Annotated in this window: 17 protein-coding genes; 7 read left to right on the forward strand and 10 right to left on the reverse strand. The window is 67.1% G+C overall.

Annotated features, from left to right (window positions below; genetic code table 11):
- Positions 1 to 275: 275 nt before the first annotated feature.
- Positions 276 to 1685 carry an MFS transporter gene (locus NIBR502770_RS03820; protein ID WP_141181081.1) on the forward strand — a complete coding sequence of 470 codons (1410 nt, stop codon included), beginning with the start codon at positions 276 to 278 and terminating at the stop codon, positions 1683 to 1685.
- 55 nt (positions 1686 to 1740) lie between these two features.
- Here NIBR502770_RS03820 and NIBR502770_RS03825 read toward each other — a convergent pair whose 3' ends face one another.
- The 6 genes from NIBR502770_RS03825 to NIBR502770_RS03850 form a co-directional block, all read right to left on the reverse strand.
- A complete protein-coding gene (locus NIBR502770_RS03825; RefSeq protein ID WP_141161106.1) occupies positions 1741 to 2472 on the reverse strand; it encodes a glutamine amidotransferase in 732 nt (243 codons plus the stop codon).
- A 107-nt stretch (positions 2473 to 2579) separates the two neighbouring features.
- Positions 2580 to 3017, reverse strand: a complete 438-nt coding sequence (locus tag NIBR502770_RS03830; protein WP_141161105.1) for a nuclear transport factor 2 family protein — start codon at positions 3015 to 3017, stop codon at positions 2580 to 2582.
- Positions 3018 to 3025: 8 nt separating this feature from the next.
- The gene (locus NIBR502770_RS03835; RefSeq protein ID WP_141181082.1) at positions 3026 to 4834 is read right to left on the reverse strand and encodes a biotin carboxylase N-terminal domain-containing protein; all 1809 of its coding nucleotides are present in this window, start codon (positions 4832 to 4834) and stop codon (positions 3026 to 3028) included.
- A gap of 130 nt (positions 4835 to 4964) precedes the next feature.
- Positions 4965 to 5609: a nucleoside triphosphate pyrophosphatase gene (locus NIBR502770_RS03840; protein ID WP_141181083.1), complete on the reverse strand. Its 645-nt coding sequence runs from the start codon at positions 5607 to 5609 to the stop codon at positions 4965 to 4967.
- Positions 5610 to 5618: 9 nt separating this feature from the next.
- Positions 5619 to 8141, reverse strand: coding sequence for an MMPL family transporter (locus tag NIBR502770_RS03845; protein WP_141181084.1), 2523 nt, complete (start codon positions 8139 to 8141; stop codon positions 5619 to 5621).
- A gap of 18 nt (positions 8142 to 8159) precedes the next feature.
- Complete coding sequence (locus tag NIBR502770_RS03850; protein ID WP_141183307.1) at positions 8160 to 8807, reverse strand: TetR/AcrR family transcriptional regulator; 648 nt, start codon at positions 8805 to 8807, stop codon at positions 8160 to 8162.
- 228 nt (positions 8808 to 9035) lie between these two features.
- On the opposite strand from NIBR502770_RS03850, the gene NIBR502770_RS03855 reads away from it, so the two are divergent.
- A complete protein-coding gene (locus NIBR502770_RS03855; RefSeq protein WP_141181085.1) occupies positions 9036 to 9593 on the forward strand; it encodes a hypothetical protein in 558 nt (185 codons plus the stop codon).
- A gap of 89 nt (positions 9594 to 9682) precedes the next feature.
- Here NIBR502770_RS03855 and NIBR502770_RS03860 read toward each other — a convergent pair whose 3' ends face one another.
- The 4 genes from NIBR502770_RS03860 to NIBR502770_RS03875 all read right to left on the reverse strand — a co-directional run bounded on the left by NIBR502770_RS03860 (position 9683) and on the right by NIBR502770_RS03875 (position 14866).
- On the reverse strand, positions 9683 to 11125 hold the full coding sequence (locus NIBR502770_RS03860; protein ID WP_141181086.1) for a dicarboxylate/amino acid:cation symporter: 1443 nt from the start codon (positions 11123 to 11125) through the stop codon (positions 9683 to 9685).
- A 170-nt stretch (positions 11126 to 11295) separates the two neighbouring features.
- Positions 11296 to 12981 carry a DUF885 domain-containing protein gene (locus NIBR502770_RS03865; protein WP_141181087.1) on the reverse strand — a complete coding sequence of 562 codons (1686 nt, stop codon included), beginning with the start codon at positions 12979 to 12981 and terminating at the stop codon, positions 11296 to 11298.
- 47 nt (positions 12982 to 13028) lie between these two features.
- Positions 13029 to 13286, reverse strand: a complete 258-nt coding sequence (locus NIBR502770_RS03870; RefSeq protein WP_246857389.1) for an acyl-CoA carboxylase subunit epsilon — start codon at positions 13284 to 13286, stop codon at positions 13029 to 13031.
- The gene (locus NIBR502770_RS03875) at positions 13283 to 14866 is read right to left on the reverse strand and encodes an acyl-CoA carboxylase subunit beta (protein ID WP_141161097.1); all 1584 of its coding nucleotides are present in this window, start codon (positions 14864 to 14866) and stop codon (positions 13283 to 13285) included. Before NIBR502770_RS03875 ends, NIBR502770_RS03870 begins: the two co-directional genes overlap by 4 nt.
- A gap of 215 nt (positions 14867 to 15081) precedes the next feature.
- Between NIBR502770_RS03875 and NIBR502770_RS03880 the strand changes: the two genes are divergently transcribed.
- From NIBR502770_RS03880 to NIBR502770_RS03900, 5 genes are all read left to right on the forward strand, one after another.
- The gene (locus NIBR502770_RS03880) at positions 15082 to 15969 is read left to right on the forward strand and encodes an NAD(P)-dependent oxidoreductase (RefSeq protein WP_141181088.1); all 888 of its coding nucleotides are present in this window, start codon (positions 15082 to 15084) and stop codon (positions 15967 to 15969) included.
- 85 nt (positions 15970 to 16054) lie between these two features.
- Positions 16055 to 16963 carry a biotin--[acetyl-CoA-carboxylase] ligase gene (locus NIBR502770_RS03885; RefSeq protein WP_141181089.1) on the forward strand — a complete coding sequence of 303 codons (909 nt, stop codon included), beginning with the start codon at positions 16055 to 16057 and terminating at the stop codon, positions 16961 to 16963.
- Entirely contained in the window at positions 16956 to 17552 is a 597-nt protein-coding gene (locus NIBR502770_RS03890; RefSeq protein WP_141181090.1) for a PH domain-containing protein, read from the forward strand. Before NIBR502770_RS03885 ends, NIBR502770_RS03890 begins: the two co-directional genes overlap by 8 nt.
- Complete coding sequence (locus tag NIBR502770_RS03895) at positions 17542 to 18738, forward strand: adenylate/guanylate cyclase domain-containing protein (RefSeq protein ID WP_141181091.1); 1197 nt, start codon at positions 17542 to 17544, stop codon at positions 18736 to 18738. The genes NIBR502770_RS03890 and NIBR502770_RS03895 overlap by 11 nt, the downstream gene beginning before the upstream one ends.
- Before the next feature lie 143 nt (positions 18739 to 18881).
- Positions 18882 to 25055 carry an Ig-like domain-containing protein gene (locus NIBR502770_RS03900; protein ID WP_141181092.1) on the forward strand — a complete coding sequence of 2058 codons (6174 nt, stop codon included), beginning with the start codon at positions 18882 to 18884 and terminating at the stop codon, positions 25053 to 25055.
- The last annotated feature ends 60 nt before the right edge of the window (positions 25056 to 25115 follow it).

The raw sequence follows: 25115 nt of genomic DNA on the forward strand, positions 1-25115 counted from the left end.
TTACCTCCTTCGGGGGATGTTGTTCCTCCAAGGTAGGGACGGCTCGTTTCGCGGACGGTCGAGGTTTGTTAACGCGCTGTGACTTTTGCCTATCCGGGGCAGCCGGACGGCGTGAGGCGCCGGCGGGGGTCCGGCATATGGGATCCACAACACAGGTCCGCATTGTGGACGTTTCGTCCATTGACTGGACGTTGGGAAGTAAGATCAAACTCTAACTATTCGAGCCGGGAGGCAGTACTGCCTGCGCCCGGCCGGTCACACGAAAGCGTTTACCCATGTCATCCACCGATACCACCAAGGTGCCTGGTTCGCACCAGCCGGTGAACTCCCGCGGCCGCGTCATCGTGGCAAGCCTGATCGGCACCACCGTGGAGTTCTACGACTTCTACGTCTATGCCACGGCCGCCGTGCTCGTGTTCCCGAAGCTCTTCTTCCCGGGCGCGAACGAAACCACCCAGCTGCTGAGCTCCTTCGCCGTCTTCGGCGTGGCCTTCATCGCCCGCCCCCTCGGCTCGATTGTCTTCGGGCACTTCGGCGACAAGTTCGGCCGCAAGGGAACCCTTGTTGCGTCGCTGCTGACCATGGGCATCGCCACCTTCCTCATCGGCTGCCTTCCCACGGCGCTGGTTCCGGGCTGGGAGTTCTGGGCTCCGGCCATGCTGGTGGTCATGCGCTTCGCCCAGGGCCTGGCCCTCGGCGGCGAGTGGAGCGGCGCGGCCCTGCTGGCCACCGAGAACGCCCCGGCCAACAAGCGCGCCGTCTACGGCACTTTCCCGCAGCTCGGAGCCCCCATTGGCTTCATCATCGCCAACGTCATCTTCCTGGTGGCAAGCTACACGCTGACACCGGAGGCCTTCGCGGCCTGGGGCTGGCGCGTGCCGTTCCTGCTCAGCGCCGTCATGGTGATCCTGGGCCTCTACGTCCGGCTCAAGTTGATCGAAACCCCCGCCTTCACCAAGGTGGTGGAGTCCAACGAGGTAGCCAAGCTGCCGCTGGGACGCGTCTTCAAGTCCAGCTGGCGCCAGCTGATCCTGGGCACCTTCATCATGCTGGCCACCTATGTGCTGTTCTACCTGATGACCACGTTCACGCTGACCTACGGCACCAAGCCCACCCTGGCCGGCGCTCAGGCCGCCGCAGAAAAGGCCGGCAAACCCATGTCCGAAGCCGCCGCCGCAGCGTTCGTTCCCGGCCTGGGCTACTCCCGCAACGACTTCCTCTGGATGCTGATTGCCGGCGTCGTCTTCTTCGGCATCTTCACCCTGGTTTCCGGCCCGCTGGCCGAGAAGCACGGCCGCCGCAAGATGCTGATGGCCGTCACCGCCGGCATCTTCGTGTTCGGCCTGCTGTTCGTCCCCCTGTTCAGCGGCGGCTTCGTGGGCACCATGGGCCTGCTGATCCTCGGTTTCTCCCTCATGGGCCTGACCTTCGGGCCCATGGGCGCGCTGCTGCCGGAACTGTTCCCCACGAACGTCCGCTACACCGGCTCGGCCATCAGCTACAACTTCTCCAGCATCCTGGGTGCCGCGGTGGCCCCGTTCATCGCAGTGGCCCTGTGGGAAGCCGCGAAGGGCAGCCCTGTCCTGGTGGGCGTCTACCTGACGTCCATGGCCGTGCTGACCCTGATCGCGCTGTTCCTGACGCGCGAGACCCGCGACCTTGACTACGAGAACAACGTGGCCTGATTTCCAACGCCACAATGCCCGGCGCGGCCATCCGGCCCGCCGGGCATTTTCATGCTCACCGGGCGTAGCGGGCCACGAAGTTCTTCAGCACCGCCATGGGCTCGGTGATCGTGAATTGCCGTGCCGCGGCCATGAGCTCTTCAGCTGATTCCGGCGGAAAGTACCCGGCGTCCCGGTAGATATCGATCCGCGTCACCAATCCGTCGGCGTCCAGCTCCGGGTGGAACTGGGTGGCATAAAGGTTGGTCCTGACGCGGAACATGTGGACCGGGCAGGTGGCGGCCCGTGCCAGCAGGACGGCGTGCGGGGGCAGTGAGCGGACGGCTTCCTTGTGCCCGGTCAATGCCGTGAAGGTTTGAGGTACGCCCTGCAGGATGGGGTCCTGGAGGCCTTCGGCGGTCAGTTCCACCTCCACCGCGCCGAGGGGCTCGCCATAGGTCCGGTCGATCACGGCGCCCTGGTGGCTGCCCAAGGTGCCCACCCCGTAGCAGGCGCCAAGGAACGGAAAGTCGCGGGCCACCAGCTGGTCCAGCAGCGCGGCAAGCTCCCGCTCCACCCGGTGCTGGACCGGGGTCTTTTGCTCCGGCGGATCGCTGGAGGTGAACGGGCTGCCGCCGACGATGACGCCGGAATAATCCGCAAGATCCAGCGCGGGCAGGGGAGTGGCCTCAAGCCTGACCCGGCGGAGCTCCCGTTCCTCAAGCCCGCCGTACCTAAGGTAGGCGGCGTATTCATCCTCCGCGGCAGCATTTTCAGCACGTGATGCGAGGAGGAGGAATGGCAGCATGAGCTAAGTCTGCATCCTGGCGGCGCCGCCTGCCAGCACAGCCGTGCGCGTAGCAGCGCCGCATAGGTGGATGTCTAGCCGGGGCGGATGGTAGGCCCGGCGAACGCTCAGCCTGTGGGCTGCGCCAGGGAGCGGCGGGACTGGGACCGGGCCGCAGGGTCGGCGTGGCGGTGCACCAGCTTCCAGTAGCCCTCCTCGCGGCGGAAGATGCTGGTCACGCGCAGCGCGAACTCCTCTGTGGCGGCAGCGCCGTCCAGGCGGGCCCGGAAGTGTTCGGTCTCCACCAGGTACGCGGTGTCGCGGGCCGTGTAGGAGGTGACGGTATCGAAGCCGAGCATCTCGCCGTCGCGGAACTGCCGCGCCGCCTGGTCCAGCCGGGCCTCCACCTGGGCCCAGCCGCGGGCTATCCCGCCGAACGGGTTGGCCAGGGTGACGTCGTCCAGCCGGGAGTACAGTTCCTTGATCGGGGCGGTGTTGCCCCGGGTGATCTCGGGAACCGCCTGGTGGTAGCGGGCCACTTCTTCCTGGAAACTTGGTGCCAGCATCCGGCTTCCTAGTCTTCGATCGTGGCGATGATGGCGCCCGCGGACACCGTTTCGCCGGCGGTTGCTGTCAGGCCCGTAATGGTGCCGGACCGGTGCGCGGTGAGGGGCTGCTCCATCTTCATGGCCTCCAGGACCACCACCAGGTCGCCCTCGGACACCACGTCACCGTGCGAAACGGCGACCTTCACGATGGTTCCCTGCATGGGGGAAGTGAGGGCGTTGCCCGTGGCGGCAGCGGGACCTGCGGAACGTGAGCGCTTCTTGGACTTGCCGGGCTTGCCGGCGGCTGCGGCGATGCCGGGGGTGCCCAGGGATGCCGGGAGCACCACTTCCAGGCGCTTGCCGCCCACCTCGACGACGACGCGCTGGCGTTCGCCGGCGTCGGCCTCTTCTTCCGCGGTGCCGCTGGGTGTCCAGGCGGGGATGTCGTTGACGAAGGCGGTCTCGATCCAGCGGGTGTGGACCTTGAACGGGCCGTCCGCGGGGGCGAAGTCGGGGTTGCTGACCACGGCGAGATCGAACGGGATGACGGTGGGAATGCCCTCGACCACCATTTCCTCCAGGGCACGCCGGGAGCGCTGCAGTGCCTGGGTGCGGGTGGCGCCGGTAACGACCAGCTTCGAGAGCATCGAGTCGAAGTTGCCGCTGATGACGTCACCCTGCTCCACGCCGGAGTCGATCCGCACGCCGGGCCCGGTGGGGTTCTTCAGGACACTGATGGTGCCGGGGGAGGGCAGGAAGTTCCGGCCCGGGTCCTCGCCGGTGATGCGGAATTCGATGGAGTGGCCGCGGACCTCGGGGTCGCCGTAGCCCAGTGCCTCGCCGCGGGCCAGCCGGAACTGCTCGCGGACCAGGTCGATTCCAGTGACTTCCTCGGAGACGCAATGCTCCACCTGGAGGCGGGTGTTGACCTCAAGGAAGGAAATGGTGCCGTCCTGGCCCACCAGGAATTCGCAGGTCCCCGCGCCCAGGTAGCCGGCTTCCTTCAGGATGGCCTTGGAGGATTCGTAAAGCCGCTGGTTCTGTTCCGGGGTGAGGAACGGGGCCGGGGCCTCCTCCACGAGCTTCTGGTTGCGGCGCTGCAGGGAGCAGTCGCGGGTGGAGACCACCACGACGTTGCCGTGTGCGTCGGCCAGGCATTGGGTCTCAACGTGCCGGGGAGCGTCCAGGAAGCGCTCGATGAAGCACTCGCCGCGGCCGAAGGCGGCTGTGGCTTCACGGACGGCGGATTCGAAGAGCTCGGGGATTTCCTCGCGGGTGCGGGCCACTTTGATGCCGCGTCCTCCGCCGCCGAAGGCCGCCTTGATGGCCACGGGCAGGCCGAACTTGTCCACGAATTCCAGGATTTCCTCGGCGGATTCCACGGGGTCTGCGGTGCCGGGGACCTGCGGGGCGCCGACCTTCTCGGCGATGTGGCGGGCCTGGACCTTGTCGCCCAGGGCGGAGATGGCCTCGGGGGAGGGGCCGATCCAGGTGATGCCGGCGGCGATGACCTTGGCGGCGAAATCTGCGTTCTCCGCCAGGAACCCATAGCCGGGGTGGATGGCGTCGGCCCCGGCCTGGCGGGCGGCGTCAATGATCTTGTCCATCACCAGGTACGACTCGGCGGCCGTGGTGCCACCCAGGGCATAGGCCTCGTCAGCGAGCCGGACGTGCAGTGCGTCGCGGTCCGGGTCGGCGTAGACAGCCACGGAGGCGATGCCTTCGTCCCGGGCCGCCCGGATGATCCGCACGGCGATTTCGCCGCGGTTGGCGATCAGCACCTTTGTGAGGCTGGGCTGCGTGGTTCCTGCGGACTGCTCCAAATTTGCTGACAAGGCGTCTCCTTCTTTCCTTCAGGGAGCCTAGCGCGGTTTTGGAGGTTCCGCCGATATTACTTGCGGAATCCGCGTGTAAAGCAGCCTTCCTTTGTAGGGAAGCTACAAGGGTGCCTAAAAAAGCACACGCCTACCGCGGCGGCCAGAGATCCGTGATGCGCACATTGGCGGCGGCGAGCAGGCCCCGCAGGGTGGAGACGGAAAGGCCGACGACGGCGTGCGGGTCGCCGTCGACCTTGCGGATGAAAGCGCCGCCCAGGCCGTCGATGGTGAAGGAACCTGCGCAGTGCAGCGGTTCACCGGTGGCGATGTAGGCGTCAATCTCCTCCGGGGCCATGTCCAGGAAGGAAACCTCGGCGGAGGCGACCGCCCCGAGCGTGGCGCCCGAGCCGCGGCCGCCGCCGGCGTCGTCGTCCGTGTCCCGGCAGTCCACCAGCCAGTGCCCGGTGTGCAGCACCCCCGCGCTGCCGCTCATCCGCAGCATCCGGTCGCGGGCGACGTCGGCCGTGTACGGCTTGCCGTGCGCCTCGCCGTCGAACTCGAAGACGGAGTCGCAGCCCAGCACCAGGGCGCCCTCCGCTTCCGGCAGGGATGCGACGGCCTCCGCCTTGGCCCGGGCCAGCAGCAGTGCGGTGTCGTGCGGGTCCGTCACGCCGTACCGTTCCTGGACGGCCGCCTCGTCGACGTCGGAAACCAGCACGGTGTGCCGGATGCCGGCCTCGGCCAGGAGCTTGGTGCGGGCGGGGGACTGGGACGCGAGGATCAGATGGAGCACGGTCCCAGCCTAGTGGACCAGTTCGCCGGGCACCGGCGTCCCCTGGCCACGGTTGAGCCTGGCACCTTCCACGTCCACATCCGGCAGGATCCGGTCCAGCCAACGCGGCAGCCACCAGGACCTGGCACCCAGCAGGTACATCACGGCCGGAACGATGGTCATCCGGACCACGAACGCGTCAAACAGGACGCCAAAGGCCATTGCGAAGCCCAGCGGCCGGACCATGGTGAGGTGGCTGAAGATGAAGCCGGAGAACACGCTGACCATGATGATCGCGGCGGCGGTGACCACGGCGGCTGCGTGCCGGAACCCCACCCTGACCGCTTCCTTGGCGGATGATCCGTGCATGTAGGCCTCGCGCATGCCGGAGGCGATGAACACCTGGTAGTCCATGGCGAGGCCGAACAGCACGCCGATCAGGATGATGGGCAGGAAGCTCAGCACGGCGCCGGGGTTGGCCACGTCGAAGATATTCCCCAGCCAGCCCCACTGGTAGACGGCCACGACGGCGCCGAAGGCGGCCGACAGCGACAGCAGGAAGCCGCCCGTGGCCAGCAGCGGCACCACGATGGAGCGGAACACCAGCAGCAGCAGGACCAGGGACAGTCCGACGACGATCGCCAGGTAGGGCGGCAGGGCGTCGCCGAGCTTGGTGGAGACATCCACGTTGCCGGCAGTCTGGCCGGTCAGGCCCATGGCGACGTCGTAGTCGGCCTTGATCTCCCCGTTCAGGCCGCGGAGGTCGGCGACCACCTTGACCGTGCTGGCGCTGGCGGGACCTTCCTTGGGGATGACCTGGAAGACGGCGGTGCGGCGGTCTTCGCTGAGGGCCACCGGCACGGCTGCCACCACGTTGTCCACGGCACGGAGCTTGTCCGCGATGTCGTACTGCAGCTTCTGCGCCTGCGCCGCATCCAAGTTCGCGGGGAACTCGCCCACGGCCACGATGGGGCCGGTGACGCCCTCGCCGAAGCTGCGTGCGGTCAGGTCGTAGGCGTGGTAGGCCTCGGACTCCACGGGCTCGGATCCGCCGTCAGGCAGTGCCAGCTGGAGCTGGGTGGCAGGCAATGCCAGGGTGCCCAGCAGGAGGACGCCGGCGACGAGCGCAATCCAGGGGTGCTTGGTGACCAGGCCGCCCCACCCGTGGGTGCTTCGTTCGCGGTCGGTGGCAAGGTCCGCCGCCTCGTGGCCCGGTTCGGCGTTGTGGGCCTCGGACTTGGCCCATGCCCGCCTGGAGATGATGCGGCGGCCGATCAGGGACAACATGGCGGGGGTCAGGGTGATGGCGACCAGTACCGCCACCGCCACGGTTCCTGCGGCTGCCAGGCCCATGACGGTGAGGAACGGCAGACCGGGGACCACCAGGGCGGCGAGGGCAATGATCACGGTGAGGCCGGCGAAGACGACGGCGTTGCCGGAGGTTCCGTTGGCCCGGGCCACGGATTCTTCAGGGTCCATTCCGCCCAGGAGCTGGGTCCGGTGCCGGTTGACGATGAACAGCGAGTAGTCGATGCCGACAGCCAGGCCCAGCATGAGGGCCAGCATGGGGGAGATGGAGCTCATGTCGAACAGGCCGGAGAGGGCAAAGGTGATGCCTACGCCCACACCGACCCCGATGATGGCCATCAGCAGCGGCAGGCCGGCCGCGATCAGCGTTCCCAGCATGAGGATCAGGACCAGGGCCGCGACGGCGATGCCGACGATTTCCGCTGTGCCGAACAGGGCCGAGATGTCTTCGGTGATTTCCTTGCTGGCAAAGGCCTTGACGCCTGCGGAGGACGTCTCGTGGGCGATTTCCTGTACCTGCTTGCGGACCGAGGGGGCCAGGCCGTTGATGGAGGTGTTGAACTGAACCTGGGCCACGGCGGCCTTGTTGTCCGCGGACACGAACCGGATGGCCGAGGCCGCCTGGGCCTGGCGCTTGCCAAGTTCCAGCTTCGCCTTGTTGGCCTGCAGTTCCTGTGCGCCGGCGTCGAGTTTGGCCTGGCCGGCGGCCAGCGCTGCCTTCTGCTGGCCAAGTTGTGCCTCGACCACGGCCGCGGGCGCACCGGCGGCGGTGAGCTGCTGTTCAGCCGCTGCCAGCTGCGCCTTGCCCGCCTCCAGCTGGGCGCGGGAGGCATCCAGCTGCGCCTGGCCGGCCGCCAGTTGCTGTTCGCCGTCGGTGATGGCCTTGCCGGCCTGGTCCACCTGGGCCTGGGTGGTGAACGGATCAACCGTGCCGCGGACCTCGGGGAGGGCTTGCAGCTTCTTCAGCGCATCCGTCACGGCCGCCCGGCTCCCGGCCGTGAATCCGCCGTCGGGGGCTTCGAAGACGATCGTGGCGCTTCCGCCCGAGGCTGCGGGCAAATCCTGCTTGAGCTTGTCCGCGATCCGCTGGGTCTCGGTGCCCGGGATCTGGAAGTTGTTTGACAGCGTGCCGTGGAAAGCCGCGGCGGAACCGCCGACGGCCACCAGGACGGCAAGCCAGAGGGAAATGACAAGCCAGCGCCGGCGGTACGAGAACTTGCCGAGGCGGTAAAGGAGGAGTGCCATGCGGGAGGACCGATCTGATCAGGAGGAACGGGTGGCGGATGTGAAAGCGGTGGTGGTGAAGCCGGCGCCCAGCAGGGCCATGGCATCGATGAGCAGTTGGCGGAGTTCGGCCAGGGAGGCGGGTGAGAGGTCCGGGCCGCGCCGGCTGAACCAGACCTCCATGGCGGCCTTTCCGCAGGAGATGATGGAGCCGGCCAGGGCGTGGACGTAGAGTTCGTCCCGCTCGCCGGGGGTTCCGGCGAGGCGTTCGCGGGCCACGGTGAAGACCTGGGCCCGGCAGTGGTCCCACGCCTCCAGTTCCGTGTGGGACATCAGCGGACTCTGCTGGGTCAGCGAGAACAGTTCCGCGAGCGGGGCGATGGCCTTGGGGTCGGCCAGGGCCACCAGGGCGGCCTGGGCCGACTCCAGCATGGGTTCGTCCGCCGGCCGGAGGCGCAGCTGCTGGATGGCGTTGTCCAGGAAGCCGTGGACGATGGAGGCCAAGGCGGCGTCGGTGCTGCTGAAGTAGTTGAAGAAGGTACGGCGGGAGATTCCTGCGGTGTCGGCGATGTCCTCCACCGTGAAGTTTCCGGGGCCTTTGGAACGCAGGAGGCCCAGCGCGGCGTCGGTAATGGCCTGGCGCGTGGCGGCCTTGTTCAGCTCGCGGCGGGAAGGGGCGGCGGGCATGGCGTCCTGCGGGGTCTCCGGGGAGGAAAGCGGATCTGGCACAGGCTTACACTACGTGCAACTTTGCACTCTATGCAACTAATTTCCCGGGTGTAGTGATCTGGATTCACAGGAGAACGAAAGGTTCCCGACAGCCTTTCCTGAACCTGGTGGACGATGCTGGAAATGTCCCGCCGCGAGGCGTATCACCAGCAGCCGTCAGGCGACGGCGAATGAGGAGACAGAGAAATGACCCGCACGAAGAAGATGACCCTGGGCCTGTCAGCCGCGGCGCTGGCGCTCGGTGCAGGAATCGGCGTGGCCGGCATGGCATCGGCCACCACCACTGCGCCCACTCCCACCCCGAGCGCGAGTTCCAGTGCCTCGGCCGACGGCTCCGCCGGAACCGACCACGGCGGCATGGGCAGGCACGGCGGCCGCGGCGGCAACGGCATGGAGCAGGCATCTGCCCTGGCGGCGAAGCTCGGCGTGGACGAAGCCAAGGTGACGGACGCCTTGAAGGCCTTCCGCCAAGCCAACAAGCCCACCACGCCGCCCGCCGACGGCCAGAAGCCGGACCCCGCGGCCCGCGAAGCCGCCCTCGCCAAATCGCTGGCGGGCTCGCTGGGAATCGACGAGGCCAAGGTGACGGCAGCCCTCCAGGAGATCCGCAGCGAGGAGCAGTCAGAACACGCTGCCGAACTCAAGACCCGCCTGGACAAGGCAGTGACGGACGGCAAACTCACGCAGGCCGAAGCCGACGCCGTGACCAAGGCAGTCCAGAACGGGGTGATTGGCGGACGCTGACTGCTGCCCGCCCACTGCGGGCTGGGGCGAAGTCCTTAAGCAAAGACGTCCCCGGGAGCATATCCCGGGGACGTCTTTTTGCTGGCGCGTTATGCGTTGGCATCCTGCAGCTCGCGGGATGCGGTCCCGGCGCTGGTGCCGTCCGTTGCGGAACCATCGGCGGGAGCATCGCTGTCATCCACGAACGGGGTGCCGTTGCGGGGTGCGTTGTACAGCGATTCGTCCAGGATGCCCTGGCGCTTGGCCACGATGGTGGGGACCAGGGCCTGGCCTGCCACGTTCACCGCGGTGCGGCCCATGTCGAGGATGGGGTCGATGGCCAGCAGCAGGCCGACGCCGGCCAGCGGCAGGCCGAGCGTGGAGAGCGTCAGGGTGAGCATCACCACGGCGCCGGTGGTGCCGGCGGTTGCGGCGGAGCCAAGGACGGAGACCAGGGCGATCAGCAGGTACTGGCTGAAGTCCAGGTGGATGCCGAAGAACTGGGCCACGAAGATCGCGGAGATGGCAGGGTAGATGGCTGCGCAGCCGTCCATCTTGGTGGTGGCGCCCAGCGGTACGGCGAAGGAGGCGTACGCGCGGGGCACTCCGAGGCTGCGTTCAGTCACGCGCTGGGTCAGCGGGAGGGTGCCCACTGAGGAGCGGGAAACGAAAGCCAACTGCACTGCGGGCCATACGCCGGAGAAGTACTGCTTGATGGACAGGCCATGGCTGCGGACCAGGATCGGGTACACCACGAACAGCACGAGCACCAGGCCGGCGTAGATGGCCACGGTGAACTTTCCCAGCGAGCCGATGGTGTCCCAGCCGTAGACGGCCACGGCATTGCCGATGAGGCCGACGGTTCCCAGCGGTGCGATGCGGATGATCCACCAGAGCACCTTCTGGATCACGGCGAGGGCTGACGCGTTCAGGTTCAGGAACGGCTCTGCTGCCTTGCCCACCTTGAGGGCGGCAACGCCCACCGCGATGGCGATGACGAGGATCTGCAGGACGTTGAAGCTGATCGACGTGGTGACGGCGCCGGAATCGCCGACAGTGGAGCTGGCACCCAGGCCGAGGAAGTTCTTCGGGAAGAGGCCCACGAGGAAGGCCCACCAGTCACCGGACTTGCCGGTGTACTTGGCGTCTCCGCTGATGCCCGTGTTGGCGCCGGGCTGCAGGAGCACGCCCAGGCCGATGCCGATCAGCACGGCGATCAGGGACGTGATGGCGAACCACAGGAGCGTGTTCCATGCGAGCCGGGCGGCGTTGGACACCTGGCGCAGGTTGGAAATGGAACTGACGACGGCGGTAAAGATCAGGGGAACGACGGCGGTCTGCAGCAGCGACACGTAGCTTGAGCCGATGGTCTGCAGCGTGGCGCCGAGGGCGTTGGGGCTGGTCTTGGTGCTGCCGGTGTACTTGGCCAGCAGGCCGAGGCCTAGGCCCACGATGAGGGCGGCAATGATCTGGAAGCCGAACGAACCCGCCCACTTGGGGAGCTGGAATCCGGTCTTCCCTGCGGGGGAGGGGGTGCTTGTCTGAGTGCTCACCAGAACAAGCTAGACCCCCACCTAATACCACGTCGAAAGAATATTGAGAAATATTACGCATCCACATTTGCCCACGAACCTGGAAAACCCCGGAAATACAAGGCAGACGGTGGCTATTGTTACTTATTCCCGTCACGGATGTGCTTAATGTCTCGCCGGGCATGGGCGAGTCAGGAAAGCAGCGCCCGGCGGAGGGTGTCCAATCCTACGGAGCCGATGTTGAGGGCCTTGGTATGGAACTCCTTGAGGTCGAACCCCGGCCGCGCCTCGAGCTCGGCGCGGATTTGTTCCCAAAGCCGCTGTCCCACCTTGTAGGAGGGGGCCTGCCCGGGCCAGCCGAGGTACCGGGTGAACTCAAAGTTGAGCTGGCCTTCGCTGATGGGCAGGTTTTCCTTCAGGAATGCGTAGCCCTTGTCGGCGGTCCAGGTGCCGGTTCCCCAGCGTTCGGGCATCCCGAGTTCCAGGTGCACGCCGATATCGAAGACCACGCGCGCGGCCCGCATGCGCTGCATGTCCAGCATTCCCATATGGTCGCCGGGATCGTCCAGGTAGCCCAGTTCCTGCATGAGCTTCTCGGCGTAAAGGGCCCACCCTTCGCCGTGGCCGGAGGTCCAGCAGACGTTCCGGCGCCACTTGTTGAGCAGCTCGCGCCGGTAGGTTGCAGTGGCGACCTGCAGGTGGTGGCCCGGGACGCCCTCGTGGTACACGGTGGTGGTTTCGGCCCAGGTGGTGAAGGTGTCCTCCCCGGCGGGGACTGACCACCACATGCGGCCGGGGCGGCTGAAGTCGTCGGACGGACCGGTGTAGTAGATGCCGCCTTCGTCGGTGGGGGCGATCCGGCACTCGAGCTTCTTCATGACGTCGGGGATGTCGAAGTGCACGCCGGCGAGTTCGGCCACCGCCCTGTCCGAGACATCCTGCATCCACCTCTGCAGCGCCTCCGTGCCTTTCAACTGCCGGGCGGGGTCGTTGTTGAGGATGTCCTTGGCCTCGGCAATGGATGTCCCCGGCTTGATGGCGTGCGCCACCTGTTCCTGTTCGGCGATGAGGCGGTCCAGTTCCTGGACGCCCCACGCGTAGGTTTCCTCCAGGTCCACTTCAGCGCCGAGGAAGGACCGGGAAGCGAGGGCGTAGCGGGCCCGGCCGACGGCATCCTTTTCCGGCGCTGCGGGCAGCAGCTCTGTGCGCAGGAATTCGGCCAGGTCACTGTACGCACGGCGCGCTGCGTCAGCACCGGCGTCGAGCATTTCCTGCAGGTTCGCCGGCAACGGCCCGGCGGAGGTGGAGGCGCCGGCACCTAGCTTGGCGAAGAAGCCGTCCCCGGCGGCGTATTTGGTCACCTGTTCGATGACGATCCGCACCTGGCGTGCAGCGGCCACCTTCCCGGCATCCCTTGCCAGGCGCAGGGACTCGGTGTAGCCGCTGATGGCTGCCGGCACGTTGTGCGCGCGGCCGGCGATGTGCTCCCAGTCCTGCTCGGTTTCGGTGGGCATGAGGTCGAAGATGGCGCGGATGTCCTGGGCCGGCGACGCGATGTTGTTCAGCTCCGCATATTCCCAGCCGGAAGCGTGGATCAGCAGCTGCAGGCCCAACCGTTCCTGCATGGCGTCCAGGGTGACGGCGTCCACGTCGTCTTCCGGTTCCAGGCCCTCCAGGGCCACGAGGGCAGCCCGTGCTGCCTCCGCGAAACCGGCGACGCCGGCGGGGGAGAAGTCCTGATACTCCGTCTCATGTCCCGGCAGGCCAAGGGTGGTGGCAAAGGTGGGGTTGAGCCTGATCAGGGTGTCCGTGTAGGTGTCCGCGACGGCGTCGATCCGGGTGTGCGGGCGCGCGGCGGGTGCAGTGTCGATAGTCACATGCCGAGACTACCGGGCTCCGCGCAGTCAGTGTGGCAGGGAGGAGGTCAGCCCCGGCTGCGTTTCCAGGCTCCCGGCCCGGGAGTGGGGGCGAGCCGCAACTGCTGCCTCCGGACCCAGTGCCGCACGCTGGTGGTCTTAGCCGGGGCGGGGGTTTCTCCGCCGAGGGAAAGCACGACGGCGGCCAGTGCGGCGAGTTCCTCGTCGCTGGGTTTTCCTTTGACAACAGAAAACAGCGGCGCGGCGGCTGCTTCTGCCGTTTCCGGGGTCTCGTCGGGCTCCGGCGCCCCTGGGGTGGGGATCACAGCGGGATGTTCCCATGCTTCTTGGCGGGAAGGCTGGCGCGTTTGTCGCGGAGGGCGCGCAGTCCTTTGATGATCTGGATGCGGGTGTCCGAGGGGGCGATGACGGCGTCCACGTAGCCAAGCTCGGCTGCCTGGTAGGGGTTGAGGAGTTCTTCCTCGTACTGCTGGATGACCTGGGCGCGGCGGGCCTCCACGTCGCCGCCGTCCTCGGCGACCGCTGCGAGGTCGCGGCGGTAGAGGATGTTCACGGCCCCCTGCGCGCCCATGACGCCGATCTGCGCCGTAGGCCAGGCAAGGTTCAGGTCGGCCCCGAGCTTCTTGGAGCCCATCACGATGTAGGCGCCGCCGTAGGCCTTGCGGGTGATGACGGTGAGCTTGGGAACGGTGGCCTCGGCATAGGCGTACAGGAGCTTGGCGCCGCGGCGGATGATGCCCTGGAACTCCTGGTCCTTGCCGGGAAGGAACCCGGGGACGTCCACCAGGGTGATGATGGGGATGTTGAAGGCGTCGCAATGGCGGACAAAGCGCGCGGCTTTTTCGGATGCGGCGATGTCCAGGGTGCCGGCGAACTGGAGGGGCTGGTTGGCCACGATGCCTACGGTGTGGCCCTCCACCCGGCCGTAGCCGATCATCACGTTGGGGGCGTAAAGGGCCTGCATCTCCAGGAAATGCCCGTCGTCCACGATCTGCTCCACCACGGCGCGCATGTCGTAGGGCTGGTTGGCTGAATCCGGAACCAGCGTGTCCAGGGCGAGGTCGTCGTCGTCGATCTCCAACTCCTGCTGGTGCCCCAGGACGGGCGCCTCGGACAGGTTGTTGGACGGGAGGAAATCCAGCAGTTCGCGCACGAACTCAATGGCGTCGGTCTCGTCGGAGGCGAGGTAGGTGGAGGTTCCGGTGGTGGCGTTGTGCTGCCGCGCACCGCCGAGGGTTTCCATGTCGACGTCCTCGCCGGTGACGGTCTTGATGACGTCCGGACCGGTGATGAACATGTGCGAGGTCTTGTCCACCATCACCACGTAGTCGGTGAGGGCGGGGGAGTAGGCGGCACCGCCGGCGGAGGGGCCCATGATGAGCGAAATCTGCGGCACTACGCCGGATGCGTGGACGTTGTTGCGGAAGATGTCCGCGAACATGGCCAGTGAGGCCACGCCTTCCTGGATGCGGGCGCCGCCGCCGTCCAGGATGCCGACGACGGGGCAGCCGTTGCGGAGCGCAAACTCCTGGACCTTGACGATCTTTTCGCCGTTGACCTGGCTCAGGGATCCGCCGTACACGGTGAAGTCCTGGCTGTAGACCGCCACCAAACGCCCGTCCACGGTGCCGTAGCCGGAGACCAGGCCGTCACCCAGCGGTTTCTTCTTCTCCATGCCGAAGGCGGTGGAGCGGTGCACGGCCAGGGCATCAAACTCCACGAAGGAATCCTCGTCCAGCAGCAGGGCGATGCGCTCGCGGGCGGTGTTTTTGCCGCGGGCGTGCTGTTTCTCGATGGCCTCGGGGCCGGAGGGCTGTTCGGCACGCGCCTGGCGGTCGCGGAAATCGGCAATCTTTCCCGCAGTCGTTGTCAGATCGTGGCTCATCAAGTGTCTCCGGCTCTGTAGCAGGTCAATTCTGTCGGCTGGCAGGTCTGGCTGCGCGGAGCGTTAAGTAGCATCCACACAAAAGACGAACCCTGCTGGCAAGTCTAGTAACGCTTTGGGCGCCAACGGCTGTAGGGAACCTACAATTTTCTGCCGTTCCAACAACCTCTCCACAATGTTACTCATGAGTAACTTAGTTGGGTTACAGTGTTCCCATGACTTCAAGCGACGATGCTTTGCATGCCTCCGAAAGCCCGTACCGGGCCGCCGGCTCCCTGGCGGGCCTGACCATCCTGCTGTCCGGCGGCAGCCGCGGGATCGGCCTGGCCATCGCCCTGCGGGCGGCCCGCGATGGGGCCAACATTGTGCTCCTTGCCAAGACGGGGGAGCCGCACCCCAAGCTCGCCGGGACGGTCCACACCGCAGCCCGCGAGCTGGAGGCGGCCGGAGGCCAGGCCCTGCCCCTGGTGGGCGACGTGCGGAGGGACGATGACGTGGCCGGCGCCGTAGCCGCGGCTGTTGACCGGTTCGGCGGCATCGACATCGTCATCAACAACGCCTCCGCCATCGACCTCTCCACCACGGACAAGGTGGACATGAAGAAGTACGACCTCATGCAGGACATCAACGTGCGCGGCACCTTCCTGCTGTCCAAGCTGGCGCTCCCGGCGCTCCGTGCCTCGGGCCGGGGGCAGATCCTGACACTCTCGCCGCCGCTGAACCTCCACCCCTCCTGGGCCGGGAAGCACCTTGCCTACACCATGGCCAAATACGGGATGAGCCTGACCACCCTGGGCCTGGCCGAGGAACTGAAGGCTGACGGGATCAGGGTCAACTCACTGTGGCCCTGCACCCTGATCGACACGGCTGCCATCCGCAATATGCCCCACGGCGAAACCATGGTGCTGGCCGCGCGCGGCCCGCAGATCATGGCCGACGCCGCCCACGCCATCCTGACCGGCAGCAATCTCGGTGCCGGTGCGCCGCCGTCGGGCAACTTCTACACGGATGAGCAGGTCCTGGCCGCCGCGGGCGTGACCGACTTCCGCCCCTACAGCCTGGGATCACCGGAACACCGGCTGGTCCCGGACATCTTCCTCTAAGGCGGGCCCTCATGCAGTCCCCGGTGCCCGTTCCGGGACTGCGGCAGGCTGGGTACGATCAGGCGCGGCTCGGTAGGATCTAGCTATGGATGACGCACACGCACCGGGTACCCCCCTGAACCGAGGGGACCTGGCCGACCAGCGTTTCCTCTCCGCCACGGGAATACCCCGGATCGACGTGGTGGACTCCACCGGCTCCACCAACGCCGACCTCCTGCGGGGCGTCACGGTGGACCCTGCGGAATGGCCTGACCTCTCCGTCCTGACGGCGGAGTACCAGACCGCGGCAAGGGGCCGGCTGGACCGGCGCTGGGAGGCACCGCCGCTGAGTTCCGTGTCGGTCTCCCTGGTTTTGCGCCCGGTGAACGCCGAGGGCAGGCCCCTTCCCACCCAGAGCTACTCGTGGCTTTCCCTGATCGCAGCCCTGGCGCTGCGCCAGACGCTCCTGGAAACGGCAGGCCTTCCCGCCGAGCTCAAATGGCCCAACGACGTCCTGGTCCGCGGCAGGAAAATCGCCGGCATCCTGGCCCAGCTCGGTCCCATGGTGGACGGCAGCGTGCCCCCCGTCATCCTGGGGACCGGCCTTAACGTCAGCCTGGGCGAAGACGAACTTCCCGTGCCCACCGCCACGTCCGTGGCCATCGAGGGTGCCACCACCACAGACCGCACCGCGCTGCTGAAAAGCTACCTGGCCCACTTCGCTGTCCTCTACCGCAGTTTCTGCAACGCCGACGGCGACCCCGCGGCGGGCATGGCCGGCGGCCCATCGCTGCACAAACGGGTGGAGGCCGTCATGGTCACCCTGGGAAAGCAGGTGCGCGCGCAGCTTCCCGGCGACCACGAAATCATTGGACATGCCTCCCGCCTGGATGACTACGGCTCCCTCCTGGTGGTGGACCGGGATTCGCGTGAGCATGTGGTCACGGCCGGCGATGTGGTGCACCTGCGGCCCTGGTCGTCGCCGGACGCGCCGCAGCAGGGTGGTTATGCGTAGGTCCCTTGTTCCAGGGGAGCAGGTCATCGTCACTACCCGCCCGCAGCCGCGGAAGCTTGCCGGTCCCGCCGTGGCCTTCGTCCTGGCGCCGGCCTTGGCCGCCTTCGCCAGCGCCTGGGTTATCCGCGGCGGCCCCGCACGCGTGGTGCCTGCCCTTGGCCGCCAGTGGACGCCCTGGCTGGTGGGCGCCTGCGTGCTCGCGGCGGCGGCTGTGTGGCTGGGCTACTGCCTGCCCCGGCTTCTTCGCTGGCATGGCACCCGGTACACGCTGACCAGCCAGCGGATGGTGGCCCGGTACGGACTGTTGAACCGGCGGGACCAGCAGGTGAACCTGGCATCGGTGCGAAACCTGACGGTCCATGAATCCTTGCTGCAGCGCCTGGTGCGTTCCGGGAATATATCCTTGGAAACCGGGCACCAGGGCATGGTGACCTTTCGCGACGTGCCCGAGGTCGCCCGGTTCCGGGACTTCATCCTCGACGCCATCGGGGAACTGCCGGAGGACAGGGGGGCCCAGCCCGGCGCGACGTATTACCCAGCCGGTGCATTTCCGGAGGACATGAGAGAAGGTGGACGGGATGACCGATGAGGACCAGCAGGAACGCGTCGAGAGCATCGAAACCGGCGCCTTCGACGCGTCGTCCGACGCCGGCTCGCCTGACCCTTTCACAACCGGGCCGGGTGCTGCCGCGGAGCTGCCCGGCGTCGACCGTCACCCGCCAACCGGCGCCATGTCCGCGGAACGCTTGGCCATGAAGGCGCTCGAAGCCCGCCTCCTGGGTGGGGAACGCAAGCTCCGCCGCCGTGAAGTTGCGGCCGGGGCCGGCCTCTCACTGCTTTCTGCCCGCAAGCTCTGGCGTGCCCTGGGATTCCCCAACTTCGGCGACGAGGACGTCGCCTTCACCGAACGCGACCAGGCGGCCCTGTCCACCGTGGTGGACCTTGTCCGCGCCGGCAAGCTCACGGAGGAAGCGGCGATCTCGGTGACGCGCTCCATCGGGCAAATGACCGACCGCATGGTGGTCTGGCAGATCGAGGCGCTGGTGGAGGACATGGTCCACGAGCAGGGCGTCACGGACGCCGTGGCCCGCAAGCGCCTGGTCAACGAGCTGCCCGCTTTGGTGGACGCACTCGAGGAAGTACTGGTCTACTCCTGGCGCCGCCAGCTCAACGCCGGCGTCCAGCGCCTCGCGGTCCGCGCCGAAGCCGGGCTGCAGGCCAGCGAGGAAGGCCGGGAAGGCGACGAGGACGACGCGCCGCTGCCCCTGGCCCGCGCGGTCGGTTTCGCGGACCTGGTGTCCTACACGAGCCTGTCCCGGCGGATGAACGAAAAGACGCTTGCCCGGCTGGTCCAGCGCTTCGAAAACAAATGCGCCGAGATCATCTCCGTCGGTGGCGGCCGGCTGGTCAAGACCGTGGGCGATGAAGTCCTGTACATCGCCGAAACCCCTGCCGCGGGTGCGGAGATTTCGCTGGCGCTGGCTGAAGCCTTCACCGAAGACGAAATCCTCCCGGAAGCCCGGGTAGCCATGGTCTGGGGAAGGATCCTGTCCCGGCTGGGCGACATCTACGGCCCCACCGTGAACCTCGCCGCCCGCCTGACCACCCTGGCGGACCCTGGTACCGTCCTGGTGGATTCCATGACAGCCTCCGCCCTGGAACATGACGAACGGTTCGTCCTGATTCCGCAGGACCCGGAGAATGTGCGCGGCTTTGGCGAGATCAATCCCGTCCGCCTGACCCGCGGGCGCGGCAAGGGCCTGGTCCTGGACTAGGCTCCGGCGGCTTTGGGTCCGGGACGGACCGGGCCGAAAGAATTTATCCACTTGTTGGCGTATGGCGGTATCGTTGTGGTGCCCGGGGTCCTGTGATGCCGGCAGCAGGCACGAAGCCTAGATTTACCGGGGGATTTCCACACATGACACGGCTCGGACAAACGCGCGCCCAGAACCCTTCTTCCGCCGCGCCCCGGTGGCGCCGCCTGCCGCGTTCCCGCTGGTTCACCGGTACGGCGTTTGGTGCTGTGGTGGCTGTGGTGGTGACGGGTGCTGTGTTGTATCCGGGGTTTAAGACCACTGAGGTGGAGTTGAACGATGGTGGTGTGTGGGTTGTTTCGAAGTCGAAGAATGCTGTGGGGCGGTTGAATTATCCGTCGCGGGTGTTGGATGGGGCGGTGACGCCGGCGTCGTCGACGTTTGATGTGTTGCAGCATGCCGGTGAGGTGTTCGTCGATGACGAGACGGGTTCGACGTTGAACCAGGTGTCGCCGGCGAATATGCGTTTGGGTGGGGATAAGCAGTTGCCGGGGGCGGCGGATGTGAGTTTTGGGGCGCGGACGATTTCGGTGACGGATGCTGCGTCGGGGAAGGTGTGGGCGGTGTCGCCGGCCACGGTGAATGGTTTTGATAAGGAAGCGTCGGAGCCGGTTTTGGTGGGTTCGGCGGGCCTGGTGTCGGTGGTGGGTTCGGATGACCGGATTTATTCGGCGGATCCGAAGACCGGCAGCGTGACGGTGACCGGTGTTGATGCCGAGGGTGGTGTGGCGTCGTCGGAGTCCAGTACGTGGGATGGGCTTAAGGGTGCCGGGGATTTGCAGATGACGGTGGTGGGGGACCAGCCGGTGGTGTTGGATGCTGCCGCGGGAAACCTGTTCCTGCCTGGTGGCAAGCGGCTGCAGTTGGAGAATGCGCGGGATGCGAAGTTGCAGCAGGCCGGGCCGGACAGTGACTTTGTGGCGCTGGCCACGCGGAAGGCGTTGCTGAAGCAGCCCCTTGACGGGGGTACGGCCACGACCGTGGGGTTCGATGGTGAGGGGGTTCCGGCTGCTCCGGTGCAGTTGGGTGGGTGTGTGCATGCGGCGTGGTCGGGTGCGAACAAGTATGTCCGGGACTGTGTCAATGATGGTGACGATAAGAATGTTGCGGTGCCCAAGGCGAGTGCGTCGCCGTCGTATGTTTTCCGGGTGAACCGGGACCTGGTGGTCCTGAATGATGTGAATTCGGGGAATGTGTGGTTGGTGAACCAGAACATGCAGCTGGTGAACAACTGGGACGACGTCATCCCACCGCAGCAGACCTCGGACGACGCCGACAAGGACTCCGCCGACGAGGTCCAGCAGACCGTCCTGCCGGACCGCACCAAACCCAACAGCGCCCCCGTGGCCAAGCCCGACCAGTTCGGCATCCGCGCCGGGAAGACCACCATCCTGCCCGTCCTGGACAACGACTCCGACCCCGACGGCGACGTCCTCACTGTCCGAACCCCCGAAGGCGTCAAAACGGGCGCAGTCTCGCCCATCTATGGCTCCACGGGCCTGCAGGTCGCCGTGCCCGCCGACAAGGCCGGCAGTGAGACCTTCAAGTACACCGTGGACGACGGCCGCGGCCTGTCAGCGTCGGCGGACATAACGCTCAACGTCATCCCGCCCGGCATCAACACTGCGCCGCGGCAAAAGCCCAACCGGAACACCACGCTGGTGGTCCAGTCAGGCAAGTCGGTCACGCAAAACATCCTTCCGGACTGGATGGACCCCGACGGCGATGACCTGTTCGCCGTCTCCGTGTCCAGCAGCGATCCGCTGGACCAGGCCCGGATCCGCCCGGACGGCCAGCTGACTTTCCAGGATTCCGGTGCCGCCCCGGGCCGGAAGGTCCTCACCGTGTCGGTCTCCGACGGCCAGTCCACCGCGGAAGGGAAAGTCACCGTCGACGTCAGGAGCCCAGGGGCCCTGCCGCCCATCGCCAACGCCGACCACATAGTGGCCGTTGCCGGCACCGACACCGTCATCACCCCGCTCAAGAACGATTCGGACCCGCAGGGCGGGACGCTGCGGCTGGCGCAGGCCACCCCGGACGCCGAGACTACGGCAACCCTGAACCCGGACCAGCAGACGTTCACCTTCAACTCCCGGACCCTTGGTGCCCACTACGTCAGCTACCTGGTGACCAACGGACCGGCCAGCGCACAGCAGCTGGTGCGCGTTGACGTGGTGCCTGGCACCGACGAGGGCGCCCCGGTGGCCGTCCGGGACACCGCGCTGCTCCCCACCGGCGGGGATGTCCTGGTGGATGTCCTGGGCAACGACTCGGACCCCTCGGGCGGCGTGCTGGTGGTGCAGTCCGTGACGGCCGACGCCGGACTGCCGGTCAGCGTGGCCGTGCTGGACCACTCGGTGGTAAGGATCACCGACATCCGCGCCGAGGGCCAGCTGACGGTCCGGTACACCGTGTCCAATGGCCGGTCCTCCGCCACCGGCGAGATCGCGGTGCTGATGGTTCCCGCCCCGGCCAAGCTCCAGGCACCCCAGGCAAAGCCGGACGAAGCAACGGTCCGGGCCAACGACGTCGTCACTGTTCCCGTCCTGGCCAACGACGCCGACCCCAACGGATCAAAGCTCACCCTCCTCCCGGACCTGGCCCAACAGCCCGATGCAGCCGACGGACGAATGTTCGTGGCGGGAGACCAGCTGCGGTTCGTGGCCGGGCCCGAGGCGAAAACGGTGTACGCCATCTACAAGGTTCAGAACGCCTCCGGGCAGGTGGACTCGCAGCAGGTGACCATCCGCATCCGCGCCCGGGACGATGACCGGAACACCCGGCCCGAGCCCCGAAACCTGACCGCGCGCGTGGTGGCCGGGATGACCGTCAAGGTCCCCGTGCCGCTGGACGGCATCGACGCAGACGGCGACTCCGTCCAGCTCATCGGCATCGACAAGGCACCCGCCATGGGAACCGCCGTGGTGCGCGACGGCTACCTGGAGTTCACAGCCGCCGGGGACGCTGCCGGCACCGACAGCTTCACCTACCGGGTCCGGGACCGGATCGGCGCCGAAAACACCGGCACAGTCATTGTCGGCATCGCCCCGCCGGAGGCCAACAACCAGAAACCCATCGCGGTGGATGACGCCGTGGACGTCCGGCCCGGCCGCAAGGTTGCCGTGGAGGCCCTGGCGAACGATTCAGACCCCGACGGCGACCCGCTCAGCCTGGTTTCCGACGGGTTCGAGGCCAGGCCCGACCTGCAGGTTGAGGCAACGGACGCTGCCAAAGTGCTGTTCACCGCCCCGGGCACCGCCGGCAACGAAAGCATCAGCTACCGCATCCAGGACGACAAGAAGGCCTCCGCCAGCGCCGTGATCCGGGTCCGGATCAGCCCGGACGCCGAACTCAAGCGCCCTGCGGCCAAGGACGACCACGTGACGGTGGCCGAAACCCTCGGCAAGACCGCGGTGGACGTCCCCGTCCTGAAGAACGACTCCGATGCCGACGGCGTGGCCTCCGAGTTGAAGGTCAGCCTTCCCGACGGCAACCCGAACGCCCGGCCCGGCGGCTCTGGCAACGTAGTGGTGACTCTCACCCCGGAAGACCAGCTGATCCCCTACACGGTCACGGACGTCGACGGCCTCACCTCCACCGCCCTGATGTGGATCCCGGGCCAGGGCGCGCAGTACCCCACCCTCGCCAAGACCGACCCCGTTGAGGTCATGTCCGGCAAGGACGTCACCCTGGACCTGTCCGAATACGTCCGGGTCCGCAGCGGCCGCAGCGCCCGGATCACCGTGGCCGACTCCGTCCGCGTCCAGGGCGGCTCCCCGGATGGCATCATCCAGTCCGACGGCAAAGCCCTGCGCTTCGCCGCCAGACCGGACTATGTGGGCCCGGGCTCCATCACCTTCGAAGTAACGGACGGCTCCGGACCTGACGACGCCGACGGCCTGAAATCCACCCTGGTCATCATGACCAAGGTGGTCCCGGACCCCAACGCCAACCACCCGCCCACGTTCAGCGGCACCTCCGTGGACGTCCCCAAGGCCGAAACGGCAACGGTGGACCTCGCCGGACTGGCCAAGGACGTGGACGAACGGGACAAGGACAACCTCCGCTTCGAACTGGACGGGACGCTTCCTGCCGGCTTCAGCGCAAAGGTCGACGGCGCCACGCTCGCCATCACTGCCGATGGTTCCCTTGGCATCGGCGTCACCGGGAACATCCAAGTGAAGGTCACCGACGGCAGGTCACCCGCCGTGGGCGCCACCATCGCCGCACGACACGTAGCATCCAACCGGCCCCTGCCAGTGGCCAACGACGATGCTGTGGACAAGGCCAACGCAGGAAAGACGGAACAGGTCAACGTCCTGGCCAACGACTTCAACCCTTTCCCGGATACGCCCCTGCGGATCGTGGGCGCCACCGTGGAGACGGGCGCCGCAGCAGGCCAGCCGTCCGTGTCGGGGGACAGCATCACCGTTACCCCGGCTGACGGGTACAAGGGCGTCATGGTGGTCCGCTACACCGTGGCCGACAAGACGGGCGATCTGTCCCGCCAGGTGGACGGCCGCCTGCGCCTCACCGTCCGCGGCAAACCCGACGCACCCTCTGCCCCCAGCGCCACCGACGTCCGCAGCCGAACCGCCGTGCTCAAGTGGGCGCCGCCGTCGGACAACGGCGCTCCCATCACCGGGTACACCGTCCGCTCGAACCACGGCTTCGAACAGAAGTGCCCCACCACCACCTGTACGTTGAGCGGGCTCACCAACAACGTGAAGTACGTATTCACGGTGCTGGCCACCAACGAAGTGGGGGACTCGCAGGCCTCGCCGCAGTCCAATGAAATCCGGCCTGACGAGAAGCCATCGCCACCGGAAGCCCCAACCGTGAAGGCGGGGGACAAGACCATGGCCATCACCTGGCCCGCGGCGAAAACCGAGGGCTCGCCGGTGAAGCACTACAACCTGGAGATCTCACCGCCACCGGCCAGCGGGGCAGCCCTCAAGAACGAGGTCGCCGGGCTGAACTACACCTGGACCGGCCTCACCAATGGCGTGAAGTACAAGGTGCGCGCCCAGGCCGTCAACGAGCTTGGCGCCTCCGACTGGGGGACCTATTCCGCGGAGGACAATCCCGCCGGAGTCCCTGCGGCACCTGCAGCACCTGCATCCGCCGTCGCAGCATCCGTGGGGACCCAGAACCAGCTTCGGGTCACGTGGGCCGAACCCAACACCAACGGTGATCCGATCAGCACCTATTACGTGACCATGAGCGGCGGCAACGCCCCTGCCCAGACGCAGACCGTCCCCGGTAACGTCCGCACCGCAAACTTCACCGCCAACAACTCTGAGGCCGCATACACGTTCACGGTGCAGGCTGAGAACAAGGCCGGCAAGGGCGCGGTCAGCCCGCCCTCCGCGCCCCGGCGCGCCACCGGCAAGCTGGCGACGGTCTCCGGGGTCACGGCCACGCCGGCGAACACCGGCGGAGCAGGACGCGCCGTGACGGTGGACTTCCGCAAACTGACCGCGGCGGAACGAAATGGTTCTGCCGAAAACGAGGTCAGCTACAGCTACAACGCGAGCAACGGTGCCCGCGGGCCCATCACGCCCGGCCAGACCATCGGCGGCTTCACCAACGGCAACGCCGTCAGTATCACCGTCGTCGCCAACTCCACGGTGGCCCCGAGTTCTGACGGCAGCGCCCCTGCCACCGCCACGCCGTACGGCTCCCCGGGCACCCCCTCCGCGTCCGGCCAAAACGGCGGCGTGAACCAGAAGTCGGCCACCCTGAATTGGTCCTCCCCGTCCACCAGCACCAACGACGTGGCGCAAACGAGGATCAAAATCAACAACGGCGGCTGGGAGAACGTTGCCCCCTCCGGCAGCCGGACGGTCAACACGGCCAACTTCGGTGACACCGTCACCATCGCGGTCCAGACCTTCAACTCTGTCGGCACCGGCAGCGCGGTGGTTACCGCCAGCGCCACAGCGGGCAAGCAAGGCCTGTGGGAAACCCGGATCAAGACCTCCGACCCCAACTTCGTCAGGAGTTGCACCTTCACCCTGGGCGGATCCAACTACCGGCCAAGTCCCTACTTCGACTGTGACGGCGTCAACGCGGACAGCCCGCCATGGTTCTACAAGGCGGACCAGGACCGCATCATGGTGGCGTGCTGGATCGACCAGAGCGACAACTGGTCCGGCAACGGCATCGTCCGGTGGTGGCGGGTTGAATCCGGCTCGGCACGCAATGTTGGCCGCTATGTGATCGCCGGCCACACCACGCTTGCCGATCCCGCCGGGCTGGGGGCACCGCATTGCTGACACGCAGGGCGCGGATGTGCGGGCAGTTGTCCCCATCGCGGCGGTTTCCGCTATTCGGTA

It is taken from the genome of Pseudarthrobacter sp. NIBRBAC000502770 (genome assembly GCF_006517815.1).
Classification (GTDB): domain Bacteria; phylum Actinomycetota; class Actinomycetes; order Actinomycetales; family Micrococcaceae; genus Arthrobacter; species Arthrobacter niigatensis.

Excerpts from the sequence above, each read along its gene's own strand:
- NIBR502770_RS03880 (WP_141181088.1), top strand. The coding sequence starts at position 15,082 with ATGACTTCAAGCGACGATGCTTTGCATGCCTCCGAAAGCCCGTACCGG.
- NIBR502770_RS03900 (WP_141181092.1), top strand. The coding sequence starts at position 18,882 with ATGACACGGCTCGGACAAACGCGCGCCCAGAACCCTTCTTCCGCCGCG.
- NIBR502770_RS03855 (WP_141181085.1), top strand. The coding sequence starts at position 9,036 with ATGACCCGCACGAAGAAGATGACCCTGGGCCTGTCAGCCGCGGCGCTG.
- NIBR502770_RS03875 (WP_141161097.1), bottom strand. The coding sequence starts at position 14,866 with ATGAGCCACGATCTGACAACGACTGCGGGAAAGATTGCCGATTTCCGC.
- NIBR502770_RS03895 (WP_141181091.1), top strand. The coding sequence starts at position 17,542 with ATGACCGATGAGGACCAGCAGGAACGCGTCGAGAGCATCGAAACCGGC.
- NIBR502770_RS03850 (WP_141183307.1), bottom strand. The coding sequence starts at position 8,807 with ATGCCCGCCGCCCCTTCCCGCCGCGAGCTGAACAAGGCCGCCACGCGC.
- NIBR502770_RS03890 (WP_141181090.1), top strand. The coding sequence starts at position 16,956 with ATGCGTAGGTCCCTTGTTCCAGGGGAGCAGGTCATCGTCACTACCCGC.
- NIBR502770_RS03825 (WP_141161106.1), bottom strand. The coding sequence starts at position 2,472 with ATGCTGCCATTCCTCCTCCTCGCATCACGTGCTGAAAATGCTGCCGCG.
- NIBR502770_RS03820 (WP_141181081.1), top strand. The coding sequence starts at position 276 with ATGTCATCCACCGATACCACCAAGGTGCCTGGTTCGCACCAGCCGGTG.
- NIBR502770_RS03845 (WP_141181084.1), bottom strand. The coding sequence starts at position 8,141 with ATGGCACTCCTCCTTTACCGCCTCGGCAAGTTCTCGTACCGCCGGCGC.
- NIBR502770_RS03830 (WP_141161105.1), bottom strand. The coding sequence starts at position 3,017 with ATGCTGGCACCAAGTTTCCAGGAAGAAGTGGCCCGCTACCACCAGGCG.
- NIBR502770_RS03885 (WP_141181089.1), top strand. The coding sequence starts at position 16,055 with ATGGATGACGCACACGCACCGGGTACCCCCCTGAACCGAGGGGACCTG.